Raw genomic sequence first — 14,689 nt, 5'->3', positions numbered from 1 at the left:
GGCAGGCCGGGCGCCCCTGTCCGTCACCAGTTGCCGAGCCTGTGCGCGCTCCGCTCGCCCCGCTCGTGCCGGCGGAACACCTGCGCCATCGCCAGTGCGGCGGCTCCCAGCGCCACGGTCACGATGCCGATCGCGACGTTGTTCCAAATGGTCGTCGCCGTGGCCTCACGTCCCGCGCGCAGCACAAACGGCGAGACGATCGCCCACACGCCGAGCAGCGGGAGAAGCCAGCCCATGCCGTAGGTGCGTCCGTAGGCGGACGCGAGCCCCAGAGCGAGGGCGCTGATCACGAGGCCGGTGATCAGGTTGTTGACGGTCATGCCCCGGAATCCGAAGAACCCGACGATCCACGGCGAGAGGGCCAGATACAGGCCGGCCAGGAAGGCTAGCCCCTCCAACACCTGGGCGGGGGCCGTCGAGCCCGCCCGATCGTACGTCTGGCGCAGTTCACTGACGTCGGGATGACGCTCGAGGCCGGTGGGTCCAACCATGTCTGGTTCCGCCTTTCCTGCTGCGTGCGTTTCTGTCGACGGCCATACCCCCTAAAATCCCGGCATTCTCGATTTCGCTTAATATTCCCGTATTTATTCAGCAATTGACGGATAAATACGTTTGGGAGCGTTCAAGGCGACATGCGGCGGGAATGGCCGGGGAGGCTACCGGTAGGGCCTCGACGGGAGGCCCCGCGAGGAGAAGCCGGAGACGAGGCGCTGGGGGGTCATGATCGCTGTAGTCCTGGCGTTGCTCGCCGCGGCGGCCAACGCCGTCGCGTCCGTACTGCAGCGCCGGGCCGCCCGCAGCGCCCCGGCCGACGAGGCGTTCCGGCCCGGCCTGATCTGGGACCTCGTACGGCGGCCCACCTGGCTCGGCGGCATCGGCGCGCTCATCGCGGGCTTCCTGCTGCAGGCGGCCGCCCTGACGTCCGGAGGGCTCGCGCTCGTCCAGCCCCTGCTGGTCGCGGAACTGCCGATCACGATGCTCGTGGCGGGCTGGATGTTCCGGGTTCGCGTCACCCCCCGGACGTGGCTGGCCGTGGGCGCGCTGACGGCCGGCCTGACCGGGTTCCTCGCGGCGGCGTCACCCACCCCCGGCCACCGGCTTCCCGGCCTGCTGAGCTGGGTGATCTCGGCGGGTGTGACCGCCGGGCTCCTCGCCTGCTGCGTGGCCGCCGCGATCGCCTGCGGCGGGGCCGCCCGTGCGGTGCTGCTCGGGGTCGCCGCCGGCCTCGGCTTCGCCTACACCGCCGTCCTCATGAAGCGCACGGTGGAGGAACTGCCGGGGGGCCTGCAGACGCTGGCCGGCTCCTGGTCGCTGTGGGCCATGGTGGCGGCCGGTCTGTGCAGCCTGTTCCTGCTGCAGAACGCCCTGCACAGCGGTCCGCTCGTCGCCGTGCAGCCCGCGCTGACCGTGACCGACCCCGTGGCGAGCACGGCGTACGGCGTGGCGATGTTCGGCGAGGACATCCGCACCGGCCCATGGGTGCTGCCCGAACTGACGGGCATGGCCCTCATCCTGTACGGCAGCGTGCTGCTGTCGAGGTACGCCCCCCTCAGGGAGCAGGCTCGTATGGCAGGGGCACACCATCACCACGGAGCAGGAGGTCCGGGAGAAGAAGGGACTCGGCCGGCGCCGTGGTGAACAGGGCGGCCGCCCGCGCGGTGAGCGCGGCCCGTCCGGGCAGGCCGGGTTCGAGCCGGTCGAGCGCCCGCAGCAGGTCGGCGCGGCGGCGCGCGTGGACGCTGACCCCGGCCTGCGCCATCGCGAGCACGCCGTCCCTGCCGTGCCCCGCGATGGGCCGGTGGGTGACGACGGGGACCCCCGCCGCGAACGCCTCCCGGCAGGTCAGCCCGCCCGCGTTGTCCACCAGCGCGTACGCGGAGGCGAGCAGGTCCGCCACGTCGTCGCGCCAGCCGAGAGCGACCCCCGCTCCGCCGAGCAGGTGTTCGAGGCGGCGGCGCAGCCGCTCGTTGCGCCCGCACAGCACCACGGGCGTGTACCGGCCCGAGCGGGCCAGGAGCCGAGCGGTCGCCGCGACCCCGCCGACCCCCCAGGACCCCGCGCAGACGAGCACGATCCGGTCGCCGTCCCGCAGGCCGACGCGGGCCCGGACGTCCGCCGCCCCATCGGCGCGGGCGAACCCGGGGCGCACGATCGGAGCGCAGCGGAAGGCCGGGCGGCCGACGGCGGCCGTCACCGCGAGGGCCGTGGACGTGTCCGGGCACAGGTAGCGGTCGTTGCCGGCGTGCAGCCAGAGGCGGTGCACGGCGAAGTCGGTCAGCACGACCACGCTCGGCACGGCCAGCCGCCCCCGCTCGCGCAGGTGCCCGGCGGCCTGCGCGGCCACGTGGAAGACCGGCACCACCACGGAGGGCCGCACACGGCGCACCACCCGGGCCAGCCCGGCCGCGGCCAGGACCGTCAGCGGCGAGGTGGAGGGGGCCCGGCGGGAGACGAAGAACACCCGGTAGACCAGCGCGTACAGCCACGGCGCCCGCAGCATGACCGCCCGGTACCACCACCGCAGGAGCGCGCCCAGCCGCAGCGGCAGCAGGGCGAGCACGTCCACGACCTCCGCGCGCGTGCCGGCGGCGGCCAGGCGGCGGGCCAGTTCCGCGGCCACCGCGTCGTGGCCCGCTCCCATCGAGGCGCTGACGATCAATGCCCTGTTCCTCATGACCCTCCTTCCCGGGTGGGGGGCGGCGTGGCGGACACTGGAAGGCGATGGGACCTCACGCGCTCGTCGCCGCCGGACTGGCCCTGCTCCACGCCGGGCCGGGGGCCACCTGGCTGCCTCCGGTCCGCCGCCTGCTGCCGTCCCTCGCGGGCGAAGGCGATCCCGGGCATGTGGCGCTCACCTTCGACGACGGGCCCGATCCACGGTCCACCCCGCTGTTCCTCGACGAGCTGGACCGGCTCGGATGCCGGGCGACCTTCTTCCTCCTCGGCGAGATGCTCGGCCGCCATCCCGAGGTCGGGCGGAGCATCGCACGGGCCGGGCACGAGGTGGCCGTGCACGGCTGGCGGCACGACAACGCCCTGCTCACCCGGCCGGGCAGGGTCGCGGCCGAGATGGGCAGGGCCGCGCGCCTCGTCGCCGCCGTCACCGGCACACGCCCCACGTGGTATCGCCCGCCGTACGGGGTGCTGAGCGCCGAGGCGCTGCTCGCGGCCCGGTGGCACGGCCTGCGGCCGGTGCTGTGGACGGCGTGGGGCGAGGACTGGACGCACCGGGCCACGCCCGGCTCGGTGCTGCGCACCCTGGAGCCCGGCCTGCGCGGCGGGGCGACGCTGCTGCTGCACGACTGCGACCACACCTCCGCCCCGGGTTCCTGGCACTCGGCGCTGGGCGCGCTCGCCGCCGTGGTCGCGCGCTGCCGCGCCGCCGGACTGCGAGTCGGACCGCTCGGCGCCCACGGCGTGGGTGTACCCGGTGGCGCGCGGCCCCACCGGCTCCCGGCCTCGGCAAGCTTTTACCTGCGGCCGGAAGCATAAAAACGCGGAAAAACGGTCGCTGGGTCTCGACGTCCTTCTCGATTAGGTTTTTGCCCTTTTTTCCGGACACCGTCCGTTCGAGCACGCCGCTTTTCCCACGGGGTTGCCCACGTAAAAGCGCCCGCCCGATCTGTCGGGTTTTGTGGTGAATGGCGGTGGAGATTCTTCAGGCATGTCCGCAGCGGACGTACGCGACGCCGCGCACCGGGAGAACTTCCCGGTGGCCTCCCGCCTGCTTCCGCGCGCGTACCGCCGCGACCTGATAGCGGTGTACGGCTTCGCCCGCTACGTGGACGACGTCGGCGACGAAGGGGACCCCGCCGGGCGGCCCGCCCTGCTCGACGCGGTGGAGGCCGACCTCGGCCGCCTGTACGCCGGAGGGAGCCCGCGGCTGCCCGCCGTACGCGCGCTGGGGCCGCTGGTCGCCGGGCGGGGCGTGCCGCGGACGCCCTTCCTCCACCTCGTGGAGGCCAACCGGCGCGACCAGGTGGTGCGGCGCTACGACACCTTCGCGCAGCTGCTGGCCTACTGCGAGCTGTCCGCCAACCCGGTCGGCCGGATCGTCCTGCACGTCTTCGGCGTGGCCACCCCGGAGCGGGCGCGGCTGTCGGACCGCATCTGCTCGGCGCTGCAGGTGATCGAGCACTGCCAGGACGTGGGCGAGGACCACGCCCGCGGCCGCGTCTACCTCCCCGGCGAGGACCTGCGCAGGTTCGGCTGCCGCGAGGCCGACCTGGACGCCCCGCGCACCTCCCCGCGGCTGCGCCGGGCCGTGGCGCTGCAGGCCCGCCGCGCCGCCACCCTGCTCGACGAGGGCATGCCGCTGCTGGAGACGCTGAGCGGGTTCGCGCGTACCGCGGTCGCCGGGTACGTCGCGGGCGGCCGGGCGGCTCTCGCGGCGCTGGAGCGAGGCCGGCACGACGTCCTCGGCGGGGCGGTCCGCGCGCGCCGCCGCGCGGTGCTGAGCGAGTGGATGCGCGTGCTGAAGGAGGTGAACGGTGACGGTTCCCGGCGCGATTCCTGATCCTGTTCCCGATCGCCCGCCCGGCCCCGCTCCGCATCGCGCGGGGGACGACCCGCCCGTTCCCGCGCCGCGCCCCCTCACGCCCATTCCCGCGCCGGCGTCCGTACCTGCGCCCGTGCCGGTGACTATGCCTGTTCCTGTGCCTGTGCCTGTGGCCTACCGGTACTGCGAGCGCGTCGTCCGCACCCGCGCGCGCAACTTCTCCTACGGCATCCGCCTGCTCGCCCCGCCCAAGCGCCGCGCGCTCAGCGCGCTCTACGCCTTCGCCCGGCGGATCGACGACATCGGCGACGCGGCCGGGCCGGTGGACGCGCGGCTGTCGGCACTGGAGAAGGCCCGTACGGGACTGGGGGCCGCGCGGCCGGACCCCGCCGACCCCGTCCTCGTGGCCCTGCGCGACACCGCCGTGCGCTTCCCCGTCCCGCTGGAGGCGTTCGAGGAGCTGATCGACGGATGCGCCGACGACGTCGCGGGGGCGTGCTACCAGTCCTACGAGGACCTGGTCGGCTACTGCCGTGAGGTCGCCGGGTCGATCGGGCGGCTGTCCCTCGGCGTGTTCGGCCTCGCCGGCGGGGCGGCACGCGGTGACGCAGCCCTGCGACGGGCGGCGCGGCTCGCGGACTCCCTGGGGGTGGCGCTCCAGCTCACCAACGTGCTCAGGGACCTGCGCGAGGACCGCTGCGCGGGCCGGGTGTACCTGCCCGCCGACGACCTGCGCAGGTTCGGCTGCACGCTCGACCTGGACGCGTCGGGGGCGTTCACCGATCCGCCTGAGCGGCTGGCGCGGCTCGTCCGGTACGAGGCGGGCCGGGCCCTCGGCTGGTACGCCGAGGGGATGCGGCTGATCCCGCTGCTCGACCGGCGCAGCGCGGCCTGCACCGCGGCGATGGCGGGCATCTACCGGCGGCTGCTCGCGCGCATCGCCGCCGACCCCGGCCGGGCGCTGGCCGGGCGCGTGTCGCTGACGCCGTGGGCGAAGGCGATGGTCGCGGCGCGGGCGATCGCGGGAGCGGCCAAATGAACGGCCCGATGAACGGCCCGGCGAACGGCCCGGCGAGCGTCCCGCCCGTCGCGGTGGTGGGGGGCGGCCTCGCCGGCATCACCGCGGCCCTCGCGCTCGCCGAGGCCGGATGGCCGGTGACCCTCTACGAGGCGAGGCCCCGGCTCGGCGGCGCCACCCACTCCTTCGCCCGGGGCGGCCTGACGGCCGACAACGGGCAGCACGTCTTCCTGCGCTGCTGCACGGCCTACCGCGGGCTGCTGGACCGGCTGGGCGGCGCCGGGCGGGTGCGCCTGCAGGAACGCTTCGACGTGCGCGTGCTCACCCCGCACGGCGGGCGGGGACGGCTGCGCCGGGCCGCGCTGCCCGGGCCGTTCCACCTGCTGCCCGCACTCGCGGGCTACCGCCTGCTGTCCCCCGCCGACCGGCTGCGCGCGGTGCGCGGCGCGCTCGCGCTGCGCGGGCTCGACCCCGCCGAGCCCGCCCTCGACCAGGCCGCGCTCGGCGGCTGGCTCGCCGAAAACGGCCAGCGGGAGGCCGCGAGGCACGCGCTGTGGGACCTGTTCGCGGTGGCCGCGCTCAACATCCCGTCCGACGAGGCGGCGCTGGGCCCGGCGGCGATGGTCTTCAGGACGGCCCTGCTCGGCCGTGCCGACGCCGCCGACATCGGGGTGCCGTCCGTCCCGCTCGGCGAGCTGCACGGCGGCGCCGCCCTTTCCGCGATCACCCGGCTGGGCGGCGAGGTCCGGCTGGCGGCGAAGGTCGACAGAGTGCTGCCGGGCCTGCCGGGCCTGAGTGGACCTTCCATCGTCGTGGGCGGCGCGCGGATCGGCGCGTCGGCCGTCGTCGTCGCCACCCCGCACGGCCAGGCCGCGCGGCTCGTGCCGGCGGAGGCCGCGCCGGACCGGGACGCCTGGGCGGGCCTCGGGGCGAGCCCGATCGTCAACGTGCACGTCGTCTACGACCGGCCCGTCACCCGGCTGCCGTTCGCCGCCGTCGTCGGCTCGCCGGTGCAGTGGATCTTCGACAGGACCGCCTCCGGCGGGCTCACCCGGGGCCAGTACCTGACGGTCTCGGTGTCGGCGGCGCGGCACTGGATCGACGTGCCCACGGCCGTGATGCGTGAGGTGTTCCTGCCCGAGCTGGAGCGGCTGCTCCCGGCCGCGCGGACGGCGCGGGTCGTGGACCTGTTCATCACCAGGGAGCGGCGGGCGACCTTCCGCCAGGTCCCGGGCAGCGGCGGGTTGCGCCCCGGCGCGGCCACCCGATGGCCCGGGCTGTTCCTCGCCGGCGCGTGGACCGACACGGGCTGGCCCGACACCATGGAGGGTGCCGTGCGCAGCGGACTCCAGGCGGCCCGCCTCGCCAGGCGGCATCTCGAACGGGAGCAGGCGCGGTGACCGGCCTCACCACGGGCGTCACCACGGGCGTCACCACCGAGGTGGCCACAGAGGTCGCCACCGGAGTCGCCACCGGCGCCGCCCGCGCCGCGACCGCACTGGAGGCGGCGCGCGACCACCTGCTGGGCCTGCAGGCGCCCGAGGGCTGGTGGAAGGGCGAGCTGCAGACCAACGTGACGATGGACGCCGAGGACCTCCTGCTGCGCGAGTTCCTGGGCGTGCGGACCGCGGAGGAGACCGCGGAGGCCGCCCGATGGATCAGGTCACAGCAGCGCCCGGACGGCGCGGTTGCCGGAACCTGGGCGAACTTCCACGACGGTCCGGCCGACCTGTCCACCACCGTCGAGGCGTACGTCGCGCTGCGCCTCGCGGGCGACCCGCCGTCGGCCCCGCACATGCGCGCCGCGGCGGCGTACGTGCGCGGAGCCGGCGGCATCGAGTCGGCCCGGGTCTTCACCCGGATCTGGCTCGCCCTGTTCGGGCAGTGGCGGTGGGAGGACCTGCCGGTCATCCCACCGGAGATCATGTTCCTGCCGCCGTGGTGCCCGCTGAACGTGTACGACTGGGCGTGCTGGGCGCGGCAGACCATCGTCCCGCTCACGATCGTGACGGCGCACCGGCCGGTCCGGCCGCTGCCGTTCGGCCTGCCGGAACTGCGCACGGGAAGGCCCGCGCCGCGAGCCCCGCGGACCGGCTGGGACGCGGCGTTCGCGGCACTCGACCGCGCCCTGCACCGCTACGAACGGCGCCCGATCGCGGGCCTCCGCCGCGCCGCGCTGAGGCGGGCCGCCGAGTGGGTCGTGGCCCGGCAGGAGGCCGACGGCTCGTGGGGCGGCATCCAGCCCCCCTGGGTCTACTCGCTGATCGCCTTGCACCTGAGCGGGTACGGCGTCGACCACCCCGTCATGCGCGCCGGCCTCGCCGGACTCGACAGGTTCACCGTCCGGGAGGACGGCACGCGCAGGCTGGAGGCGTGCCAGTCGCCGGTCTGGGACACCGCGCTCGCGATGACCGCCCTCCTGGACGCGGGCCTGCCCCGCGACCACGCCGCGCTGGCCCGGGCGGGCGAGTGGCTGCTGCGCGAGGAGATCAGGGGACCGGGCGACTGGACGGTGCGGCGCCCCGGGCTCGCGCCGGGCGGCTGGGCCTTCGAGTTCGACAACGACGGCTACCCCGACGTCGACGACACGGCCGAGGTGATCCTCGCGCTGCGCCGGTTGGGGCGGCCCGACGCCCGGCCCGCCCTTGAGCGGGGGCTGCGCTGGATGGCCGGGATGGTCTCCCGTGACGGCGGATTCGCCGCCTTCGACGCCGACAACACCCGGGAACTGTGCCTGCGGCTGCCGTTCTGCGACTTCGGCGCGGTCATCGACCCGCCGTCGGCCGACGTGACCGCGCACGTGGTCGAGGCGCTCGCGGCCGAGGGGATGGCCCGCTCCCCCGTCGTACGGCGGGCGGTGGTGTGGCTGCTGCGGGCGCAGGAGCCCGACGGCTCGTGGTTCGGCCGGTGGGGGGCCAACCACGTGTACGGCACCGGGGCGGTGCTGCCCGCCCTCGTCGTGGCCGGGGTGCGGCCGGACGCCCCCTGCGTACGGCGGGCCGTGGCGTGGCTGGAGGCGCACCAGCACCCCTGCGGCGGCTGGGGCGAGGACATGCGCTCCTACCGCGACCCCGCCTGGGTCGGGCGGGGCGAGCCGACCGCCTCGCAGACGGCCTGGGCTCTCATCGGCCTGCTCGCGGCCGGTGAGCGGGGCCCTTCCGTGGACAGGGGCGTGGCCTGGCTGGCCGGCAGCCAGCGCCCCGACGGCACCTGGGACGAGCCGCACTACACCGGGACGGGCTTCCCCGGCGACTTCTACATCAACTACCACCTCTACCGCCTCGTCTTCCCGGTCAGCGCGCTCGGCCGCTACCTGCGCCTGCACGAGACGGCCGGACCGGAGGCGACGCCATGACCGATCGCGTGACCGATCCCATGACCGATCTGATCGTGTGCACCGCGCTGGGGATGGAGGCCAGGGCCGTCGCCCGCGGCCTGCGGTCCCGGCCGGATTTCGGAGGCGACCACCCACGCGTCCAGGTCGTCCGGATGGGCATGGGGCCCGGCCGGGCGGCGCGCGCGGCCGGCCTCCTCCCGCCCGCCGCCGCCCTCGCCGTCACCGGCTTCGGCGGGGCGCTCCACGACGGCCTGCGCCCCGGGGACGTGCTCGTCGCCACCGAGGTGCGCTCCGGCGACCGGGTCTGGCCGTGCCCGTCGGCTCCGCTGCTCGCCGGAGAGCTCCTCCGCGCCGGGCTGCCCGCACGCACCGGCCCGCTCGTCACCTCCCCGCACGTCGTGACGGGCCGCGGCCGCCACGCCCTCGCCCGCGAGGGCGCGTACGCCGTCGACATGGAGAGCGCCCCGCTGGCCGCCGCCGCCGGGACACGGCCGTTCGCAGCGGTGCGGGTCATCGTGGACACTCCCGACGCCCCCCTGCTGAACCTCGCCACGATGGGCGGCGCGGTCGCCGCGCGGCGCACGCTCGCCCGGATCGGCCCGGTCCTGGCGCGCTGGGCGGCCGCGACCGGCCCGCGGCGGGTCCTGCTGGCCTCGCCCCGCTCGTTCTGCGCCGGGGTCGAACGGGCCATCGAGATCGTGGAGCGCGCGCTCGACCGGTTCGGCGCGCCCGTGTACGTGCGCAAGCAGATCGTGCACAACATCCACGTCGTACGCGACCTGGAGCGGCGCGGCGCGGTGTTCGTCGACGACCTGGCCGAGGTGCCGGAGGGCGCGGTCACGGTCTTCTCCGCACACGGGGTCGCGCCCGCCGTACGCGAGGAGGCGGGGCGGCGCGGGCTGCGCGTCGTCGACGCGACGTGCCCGCTGGTCGCGAAGGTCCACGCGGAGGCCCGCAGGTTCGCCGCGCGGGGCGACCTCGTCGTGCTCGTCGGCCACGCCGGGCACGAGGAGGTCGAGGGCGTGCTCGGGGAGGTGCCCGGCGCGGGCGTGCTGGTCGAGGACGAAGCGGGAGTGGCGGCCGTGGTGGAGAACGTGCCGCGGGGGCGCGGGGTCGCCTACCTGACCCAGACCACGCTGGCGGCCGACGAGGCGGGGCGGGTCGCGGCGGCGATACGGCGGCGCTTCCCGGACGCCGAGGGGCCGCGCGGCGACGACATCTGCTACGCGACGACCAACCGGCAGCACGCGGTGCGGGCCGTCGCCGCGGAGGCCGACCTGGTGCTGGTCGTCGGCTCGGCCAACTCGTCCAACGCCCTGCGCCTCACCGAGGTCGCCGCGCGGTCCGGTCACGACGGGGCCCCGCTCGCCCGCCTGGTCGACGGCCCCGGCGACATCGCGCTCGACTGGCTGCGCGGCGCGCGGACGGTCGGGCTGACCGCCGGGGCGTCCACCCCCGGCGCGATGGTGGACGCCGTCGTGGCCGCCCTCGGCGGGCTCGGCCCGCTGGAGGTGGAGGAACGGCGGGTGACCGAGGAGAACGTCGAGTTCACATTGCCGAAGGAGGTGCGGCCCTGATGCCGATGCCCGTACGCCAGAGTCTGCGCGTCGGCGCGTACATCCTGGCCCAGCGGCTGCGCCGGCGGGAGAGGTTCCCGCTGCTGGTCGAGCTTGAGCCGTTGTTCGCGTGCAACCTGAAGTGCGCGGGCTGCGGGAAGATTCAGCACCCGGCCGGTGTGCTGAAGCAGCGCATGCCGGTCGAGCAGGCGGTGGCCGCCGTCGAGGAGTGCGGCGCCCCGATGGTGTCGATCGCGGGCGGGGAACCGCTCATGCACCCCCAGATCGGGGAGATGGTCGAGGAACTGGTGGCGCGCAAGAAGTACGTCTTCCTCTGCACCAACGCGCTGCTGATCCCACGCAAGATCGACAGGTTCACGCCCTCGCCGTACTTCGCCTGGGCGGTCCACATCGACGGCCTCCGCGAGCGGCACGACGCGTCGGTGTGCAAGGAGGGCGTGTTCGACGAGGCGGTCGCGGCGGTGCGCGAGTGCCGGCGGCGCGGCTTCCGCGTCACCACCAACACCACGTTCTTCGCCGGGGACAGCCCGCGCACCGTGATCGAGGTGCTCGACTTCCTCAACGACGACCTGGGCGTCGACCAGATGATGATCTCGCCCGGGTACGCGTACGAGAAGGCGCCCGACCAGGACTGCTTCCTCGGGGTGCGGCAGACGCGCGAGCTGTTCCGCGCCGCGTTCGCGGGCGGCAACCGCAGGCGCTGGCGGTTCAACCACTCGCCGTTGTTCCTGGACTTCCTGGAGGGGAAGGCCGACTTCCCCTGCACGGCCTGGGCGATCCCGTCGTATTCGGTGTTCGGCTGGCAGCGGCCCTGCTACCTGATGGCCGACGGGTACGCGCAGAGCTACCGGGAGCTGGCCGAGGAGACCGACTGGAGCGCCTACGGCCGGGGGCGGGACCCGCGCTGCGCCAACTGCATGGCGCACTGCGGCTACGAGCCGACGGCGGTCTTCGCCACCCTCGGCTCGCTGCGCGAGTCGCTGCGCGCGCTGCGCGGCACCTGAGTCTCAGGGGCCGAGTCTCAGGGGCGGCCGAAGCGGCGGGCCAGGACGCGGAACGCGCCGGGCGCGGCCCCGTGCAGGCGGGCGGGCAGCCGCAGCCAGGCGGGGACGTACACCTCGGCGCGGTCGCGCTCGACGGCCACCGCGATGGCGCGGGCCACCCGCTCGGGCGGGACGGGCGCGGGCCTGCGCCGTGTGTACGGCCTGCCGCGCCGGGCGAAGAACGGCGTGTCGACGACCCCGGGCACCACGGCCGTCACGCCGACGCCGTTCCCGTCGACGGCGTTCCCGTCAACCGCGGGCAGCTCGTAGCGCAGGCTCTCGGCGAAGGCGAGCAGGCCCGCCTTGGTCGCGGCGTACACCGCCTCCTCCCGCACGCCCACCACGCCGGCGATCGAGGCGACGTAGACGAGGTGACCCCGGCCGCGCTCCAGCATCCCGGGCAGCAGCAGCCGGGTGAGCTGCACGTGGGCCGTCAGGTTGACCGCGATCATGCGTTCGGCCGTGCCGCCGGACATCCGCGTGAGCGGCCCGCTCCAGCCCTCGCCCGCGCACGCCACCAGCACGTCCACCCGCCCGGCGCGTACGGCGAGGTCGGCCGAGGGGTCGGACAGGTCGGCGGGCAGCATCTCGCCGCCGGTCCGTGCGGCGACGTCCGCGAGCGCCTCCTGGTCGCGCCCGGACAGCACCAGCCGCGCGCCGCGCGCCGACAACTCCAGCGCCGTGGCGGCGCCGATGCCCGACGACGCCCCCGTGACGAGCACCCGTGCCCCCGCCAGCCGCATCCGCCCCACCCCCTCGGCCCCCCTCGTCCCAAGGGTGTACCCCCGTGGTTTCCGCGAACCGGTGGACCACCAGGGGTATGACTGGGTAGCCTCCCGAGTATGACCAAGAAGATTACGATCTCTTTGCCGGACGAACTGGCCGACGAGGCGCAGGCGTCCGGCAACGCCTCGGCCTACATCGCCGCGGCGCTGCGGGAGCGGCGGCGCATCCAGGGCGACCTGGCCATCATGGCCGATTTATGGGGGCCGGGCTGGCAGGACGGCATCACCGATGACGAGAGCGCCCGCGCGGCGCGCCTGATGACGGGCGACGCCAAGGCGGACGCCGCGTGACCGACCCCGTCCCACCGGCCGGCGTCCTGTCCGGCCACGTGCTGGACCTCGACGCCGTCGTCCACCTGATCGAGGGCAAGAGCATGTACGGCAGGGCCGTCGTGCGGCAGTCCTCGGCCCACGGCGTCACCCTCCTCGTCCCCGCGCTCGCCGTCCAGGTGCTGTCGCTCGGCCCCATCCAGCCCCGGCTCGAACGCTTCCTGCGCATGTCGATGGTGGTCACCGGCGCACTCTCCCCCGGCGACGCCGTCGAAGGCGGGCCGTACGCGCAGGCGATCATGACGAGCCTGCGGCGTCACCGGCCGTCCGCCGCCGACGCGCTCCTGCCCGACGTCCTGGTGGCCGCCCACGCGGCCGTCCACGCCACCCGCCGCAACTGGCGGATCATCACCGCCACCCCCTACCTGTACGAGGGCCTCGGCGTCCGCCTGGAGATCCTTCCCTAGAGGAGCCCTCGCTCCATGGCCACGACGACGGCCGCGGCCCTGCTGTCGACACCGAGCTTGGCGAAGACGTGCTTGAGATGCGTCTTCACCGTCGTCTCGCTGATCAGCAGGGCCCGGGCGATCTCCTTGTTCGCCGAGCCCCGCGCCACCAGGCGCAGCACCTCCAGCTCGCGCGGGCTCGGCTCCTGGGCCGCGGGCCTGTTCATCAGCGCGGACGCGACCGACGGCGCCAGGACCGCGCCGCCGGCGGCGGCAGTGCGGACCGCTCTGTGCAGCTCCTCGCGTGGGGCGTCCTTCAGCAGGTAGCCCGCCACCCCGGCGGCCATGGCCCGGGCCACGTCCGCGTCCGTGTCGTAGGTGGTGAGCACGACCACCTTGATCTCCGGATGGTCGGCCCGGAGTCGCTGGATCGCCCCGACGCCGTCCAGGCCGGGCATGCGAAGGTCCATCAGCACCACATGCGGCCGGGTCCTCCTGGCCATGGCCAGCGCCTCGAACCCGTCGGACGCCTCCGCCACCACCTCGATGTCCGCCACGTGGTCGAACATCCCGCGCAGCCCGTCGCGGACCACCGGGTGGTCGTCGACGATCATCAGTTTGAGGGGATCCGCAGGCACAGCGCCGTCCCCTCTCCCGGTGCGGACTCCACGGTCAGCGTCCCCCCGACGCCGCCGGCCCGCTCCCGCATGGCGGCCAGCCCATACCCCGCGCCGGGCGCGTCCGGGTCGAACCCCACCCCGTCGTCGAACACGTCGAGCGTCACCTCGTCGTCCATGTACGTCAGCGTGATCGCGACCCTGCCCGCCCGGGCGTGCCTGGCCGCGTTCGACAGTCCTTCCTGCGCCGCCCGCAGCAGCGTCGTCTGCACCTCACCCGGCAGTGGCCGGGGCGTCCCCTCCACCGACACGGTCGCCGCAACCCCCGACGTCCGCGACCACCGGGCGGCCACCTCCGCGAGCGCCGCCTCCGGGCCCGCGCCGGCGAGAGGGCCCGGCCGCAGCGCGTCGACCGAGCGCCGCGCCTCCCGCAGGTTGTCGCGCGCCAGCTCTTTGGCCAGCGCGACCCTCTTCCGTACGGCGCCCAGGTCGGGCATCGCCTGCTCGGCCGCCTCCAGCTGGGTGATGATCCCGCTCAACCCCTGCGCGAGGGTGTCGTGGATCTCCCTGGCCAGCCTCGCCCGCTCCTCCAGCACCCCGACCGTCCGGTTCTGCGCGCTCTGCCGGGACACGTAGTCGACGAACAGCCCGATCGCCACGACGAGGCCGGAACTCCCGACGAGCCGCCACAAGGCGCCGGGATCGTCCAGATAGCCCCTGGCGGCGAACGTGCTGAGGACCGTCGCCACCGCCCCCGCGTACGACCAGGGGCTCGGCAGCATCAGATACGGCTGGGGCATCAGCCCGAAGACGACCACGTCGAACGATCGGTCGAGCGACACCAGCGCGATGTAGAGCGCGCAGACGACCGCCAGGTGGAACGCCATCGGGTTGAGCCGCCCGAGCAGACGCGGCCGCCGTGCGACGAAGAAGCCGTGCCAGCCGGCCATGAGCGCGACGATTCCCAGCGTCAGCGGGCCTGGGACCCTGCTCTCGCCCGTGCCCTCGCCGGACGAGAGGATCAGCCCGAGCGCCAGGCAGGCGTAGTACAACAGGTGGAAGGCGCGCAGCCAGCGCGCCTCCCAGACGTTCACGTCC

At 74.9% G+C, this 14,689-nt stretch carries 15 protein-coding genes; 10 read left to right on the top strand and 5 right to left on the bottom strand.

The window, feature by feature from the left end:
* Positions 1-23: 23 nt before the first annotated feature.
* Positions 24-491 carry an SPW repeat protein gene (locus ACIBK1_RS16440; RefSeq protein ID WP_051761727.1) on the bottom strand — a complete coding sequence of 156 codons (468 nt, stop codon included), beginning with the start codon at positions 489-491 and terminating at the stop codon, positions 24-26.
* Between the two features lie 229 nt (positions 492-720).
* On the opposite strand from ACIBK1_RS16440, the gene ACIBK1_RS16435 reads away from it, so the two are divergent.
* Positions 721-1,638 carry a DMT family transporter gene (locus ACIBK1_RS16435; protein ID WP_051761726.1) on the top strand — a complete coding sequence of 306 codons (918 nt, stop codon included), beginning with the start codon at positions 721-723 and terminating at the stop codon, positions 1,636-1,638.
* On the opposite strand, the gene ACIBK1_RS16430 is transcribed toward ACIBK1_RS16435, so the two are convergent.
* Entirely contained in the window at positions 1,550-2,674 is a 1,125-nt protein-coding gene (locus tag ACIBK1_RS16430; RefSeq protein WP_051761725.1) for an MGDG synthase family glycosyltransferase, read from the bottom strand. The two genes, ACIBK1_RS16435 and ACIBK1_RS16430, sit on opposite strands and share 89 nt — an antisense overlap.
* Before the next feature lie 47 nt (positions 2,675-2,721).
* Between ACIBK1_RS16430 and ACIBK1_RS16425 the strand changes: the two genes are divergently transcribed.
* The 7 genes from ACIBK1_RS16425 to hpnH all read left to right on the top strand — a co-directional run bounded on the left by ACIBK1_RS16425 (position 2,722) and on the right by hpnH (position 11,434).
* Positions 2,722-3,492, top strand: a complete 771-nt coding sequence (locus ACIBK1_RS16425) for a polysaccharide deacetylase family protein (protein WP_030508061.1) — start codon at positions 2,722-2,724, stop codon at positions 3,490-3,492.
* Between the two features lie 172 nt (positions 3,493-3,664).
* Complete coding sequence (hpnC, locus tag ACIBK1_RS16420; RefSeq protein WP_051761724.1) at positions 3,665-4,516, top strand: squalene synthase HpnC; 852 nt, start codon at positions 3,665-3,667, stop codon at positions 4,514-4,516.
* 139 nt (positions 4,517-4,655) lie between these two features.
* A complete protein-coding gene (locus tag ACIBK1_RS16415) occupies positions 4,656-5,537 on the top strand; it encodes a phytoene/squalene synthase family protein (protein WP_231513891.1) in 882 nt (293 codons plus the stop codon).
* The gene (gene hpnE, locus ACIBK1_RS16410; protein WP_396735687.1) at positions 5,534-6,916 is read left to right on the top strand and encodes a hydroxysqualene dehydroxylase HpnE; all 1,383 of its coding nucleotides are present in this window, start codon (positions 5,534-5,536) and stop codon (positions 6,914-6,916) included. Before ACIBK1_RS16415 ends, hpnE begins: the two co-directional genes overlap by 4 nt.
* Positions 6,913-8,871, top strand: a complete 1,959-nt coding sequence (shc, locus tag ACIBK1_RS16405) for a squalene--hopene cyclase (protein ID WP_396735684.1) — start codon at positions 6,913-6,915, stop codon at positions 8,869-8,871. The genes hpnE and shc overlap by 4 nt, the downstream gene beginning before the upstream one ends.
* On the top strand, positions 8,868-10,430 hold the full coding sequence (ispH, locus tag ACIBK1_RS16400; RefSeq protein ID WP_231513882.1) for a 4-hydroxy-3-methylbut-2-enyl diphosphate reductase: 1,563 nt from the start codon (positions 8,868-8,870) through the stop codon (positions 10,428-10,430). Before shc ends, ispH begins: the two co-directional genes overlap by 4 nt.
* On the top strand, positions 10,430-11,434 hold the full coding sequence (hpnH, locus tag ACIBK1_RS16395) for an adenosyl-hopene transferase HpnH (RefSeq protein WP_030508055.1): 1,005 nt from the start codon (positions 10,430-10,432) through the stop codon (positions 11,432-11,434). The genes ispH and hpnH overlap by 1 nt, the downstream gene beginning before the upstream one ends.
* 17 nt (positions 11,435-11,451) lie before the next feature.
* On the opposite strand, the gene ACIBK1_RS16390 is transcribed toward hpnH, so the two are convergent.
* Positions 11,452-12,216, bottom strand: coding sequence for an SDR family NAD(P)-dependent oxidoreductase (locus tag ACIBK1_RS16390; RefSeq protein ID WP_030508054.1), 765 nt, complete (start codon positions 12,214-12,216; stop codon positions 11,452-11,454).
* Between the two features lie 99 nt (positions 12,217-12,315).
* Here ACIBK1_RS16390 and ACIBK1_RS16385 point away from each other — a divergent pair, with 99 nt between their 5' ends.
* Both ACIBK1_RS16385 and ACIBK1_RS16380 read left to right on the top strand, forming a co-directional pair.
* Positions 12,316-12,549, top strand: a complete 234-nt coding sequence (locus ACIBK1_RS16385) for a ribbon-helix-helix domain-containing protein (protein ID WP_030508053.1) — start codon at positions 12,316-12,318, stop codon at positions 12,547-12,549.
* Positions 12,546-12,995 (top strand): hypothetical protein, encoded by a 450-nt coding sequence (locus ACIBK1_RS16380; RefSeq protein ID WP_030508052.1) that lies wholly within the window; start codon positions 12,546-12,548, stop codon positions 12,993-12,995. Before ACIBK1_RS16385 ends, ACIBK1_RS16380 begins: the two co-directional genes overlap by 4 nt.
* Here ACIBK1_RS16380 and ACIBK1_RS16375 read toward each other — a convergent pair.
* Entirely contained in the window at positions 12,992-13,588 is a 597-nt protein-coding gene (locus tag ACIBK1_RS16375) for a response regulator (protein ID WP_030508051.1), read from the bottom strand. The two genes, ACIBK1_RS16380 and ACIBK1_RS16375, sit on opposite strands and share 4 nt — an antisense overlap.
* Positions 13,588-14,685, bottom strand: a complete 1,098-nt coding sequence (locus ACIBK1_RS16370) for a sensor histidine kinase (RefSeq protein ID WP_030508050.1) — start codon at positions 14,683-14,685, stop codon at positions 13,588-13,590. Before ACIBK1_RS16370 ends, ACIBK1_RS16375 begins: the two co-directional genes overlap by 1 nt.
* Between the last annotated feature and the right edge of the window lie 4 nt (positions 14,686-14,689).

It is taken from the genome of Microbispora rosea, from assembly GCF_044460045.1.
GTDB classification, from domain to species: domain Bacteria; phylum Actinomycetota; class Actinomycetes; order Streptosporangiales; family Streptosporangiaceae; genus Microbispora; species Microbispora rosea.
Note: the sequence above shows the minus strand (reverse complement) of the source record. Positions and strands in the feature narration are given on the sequence as shown.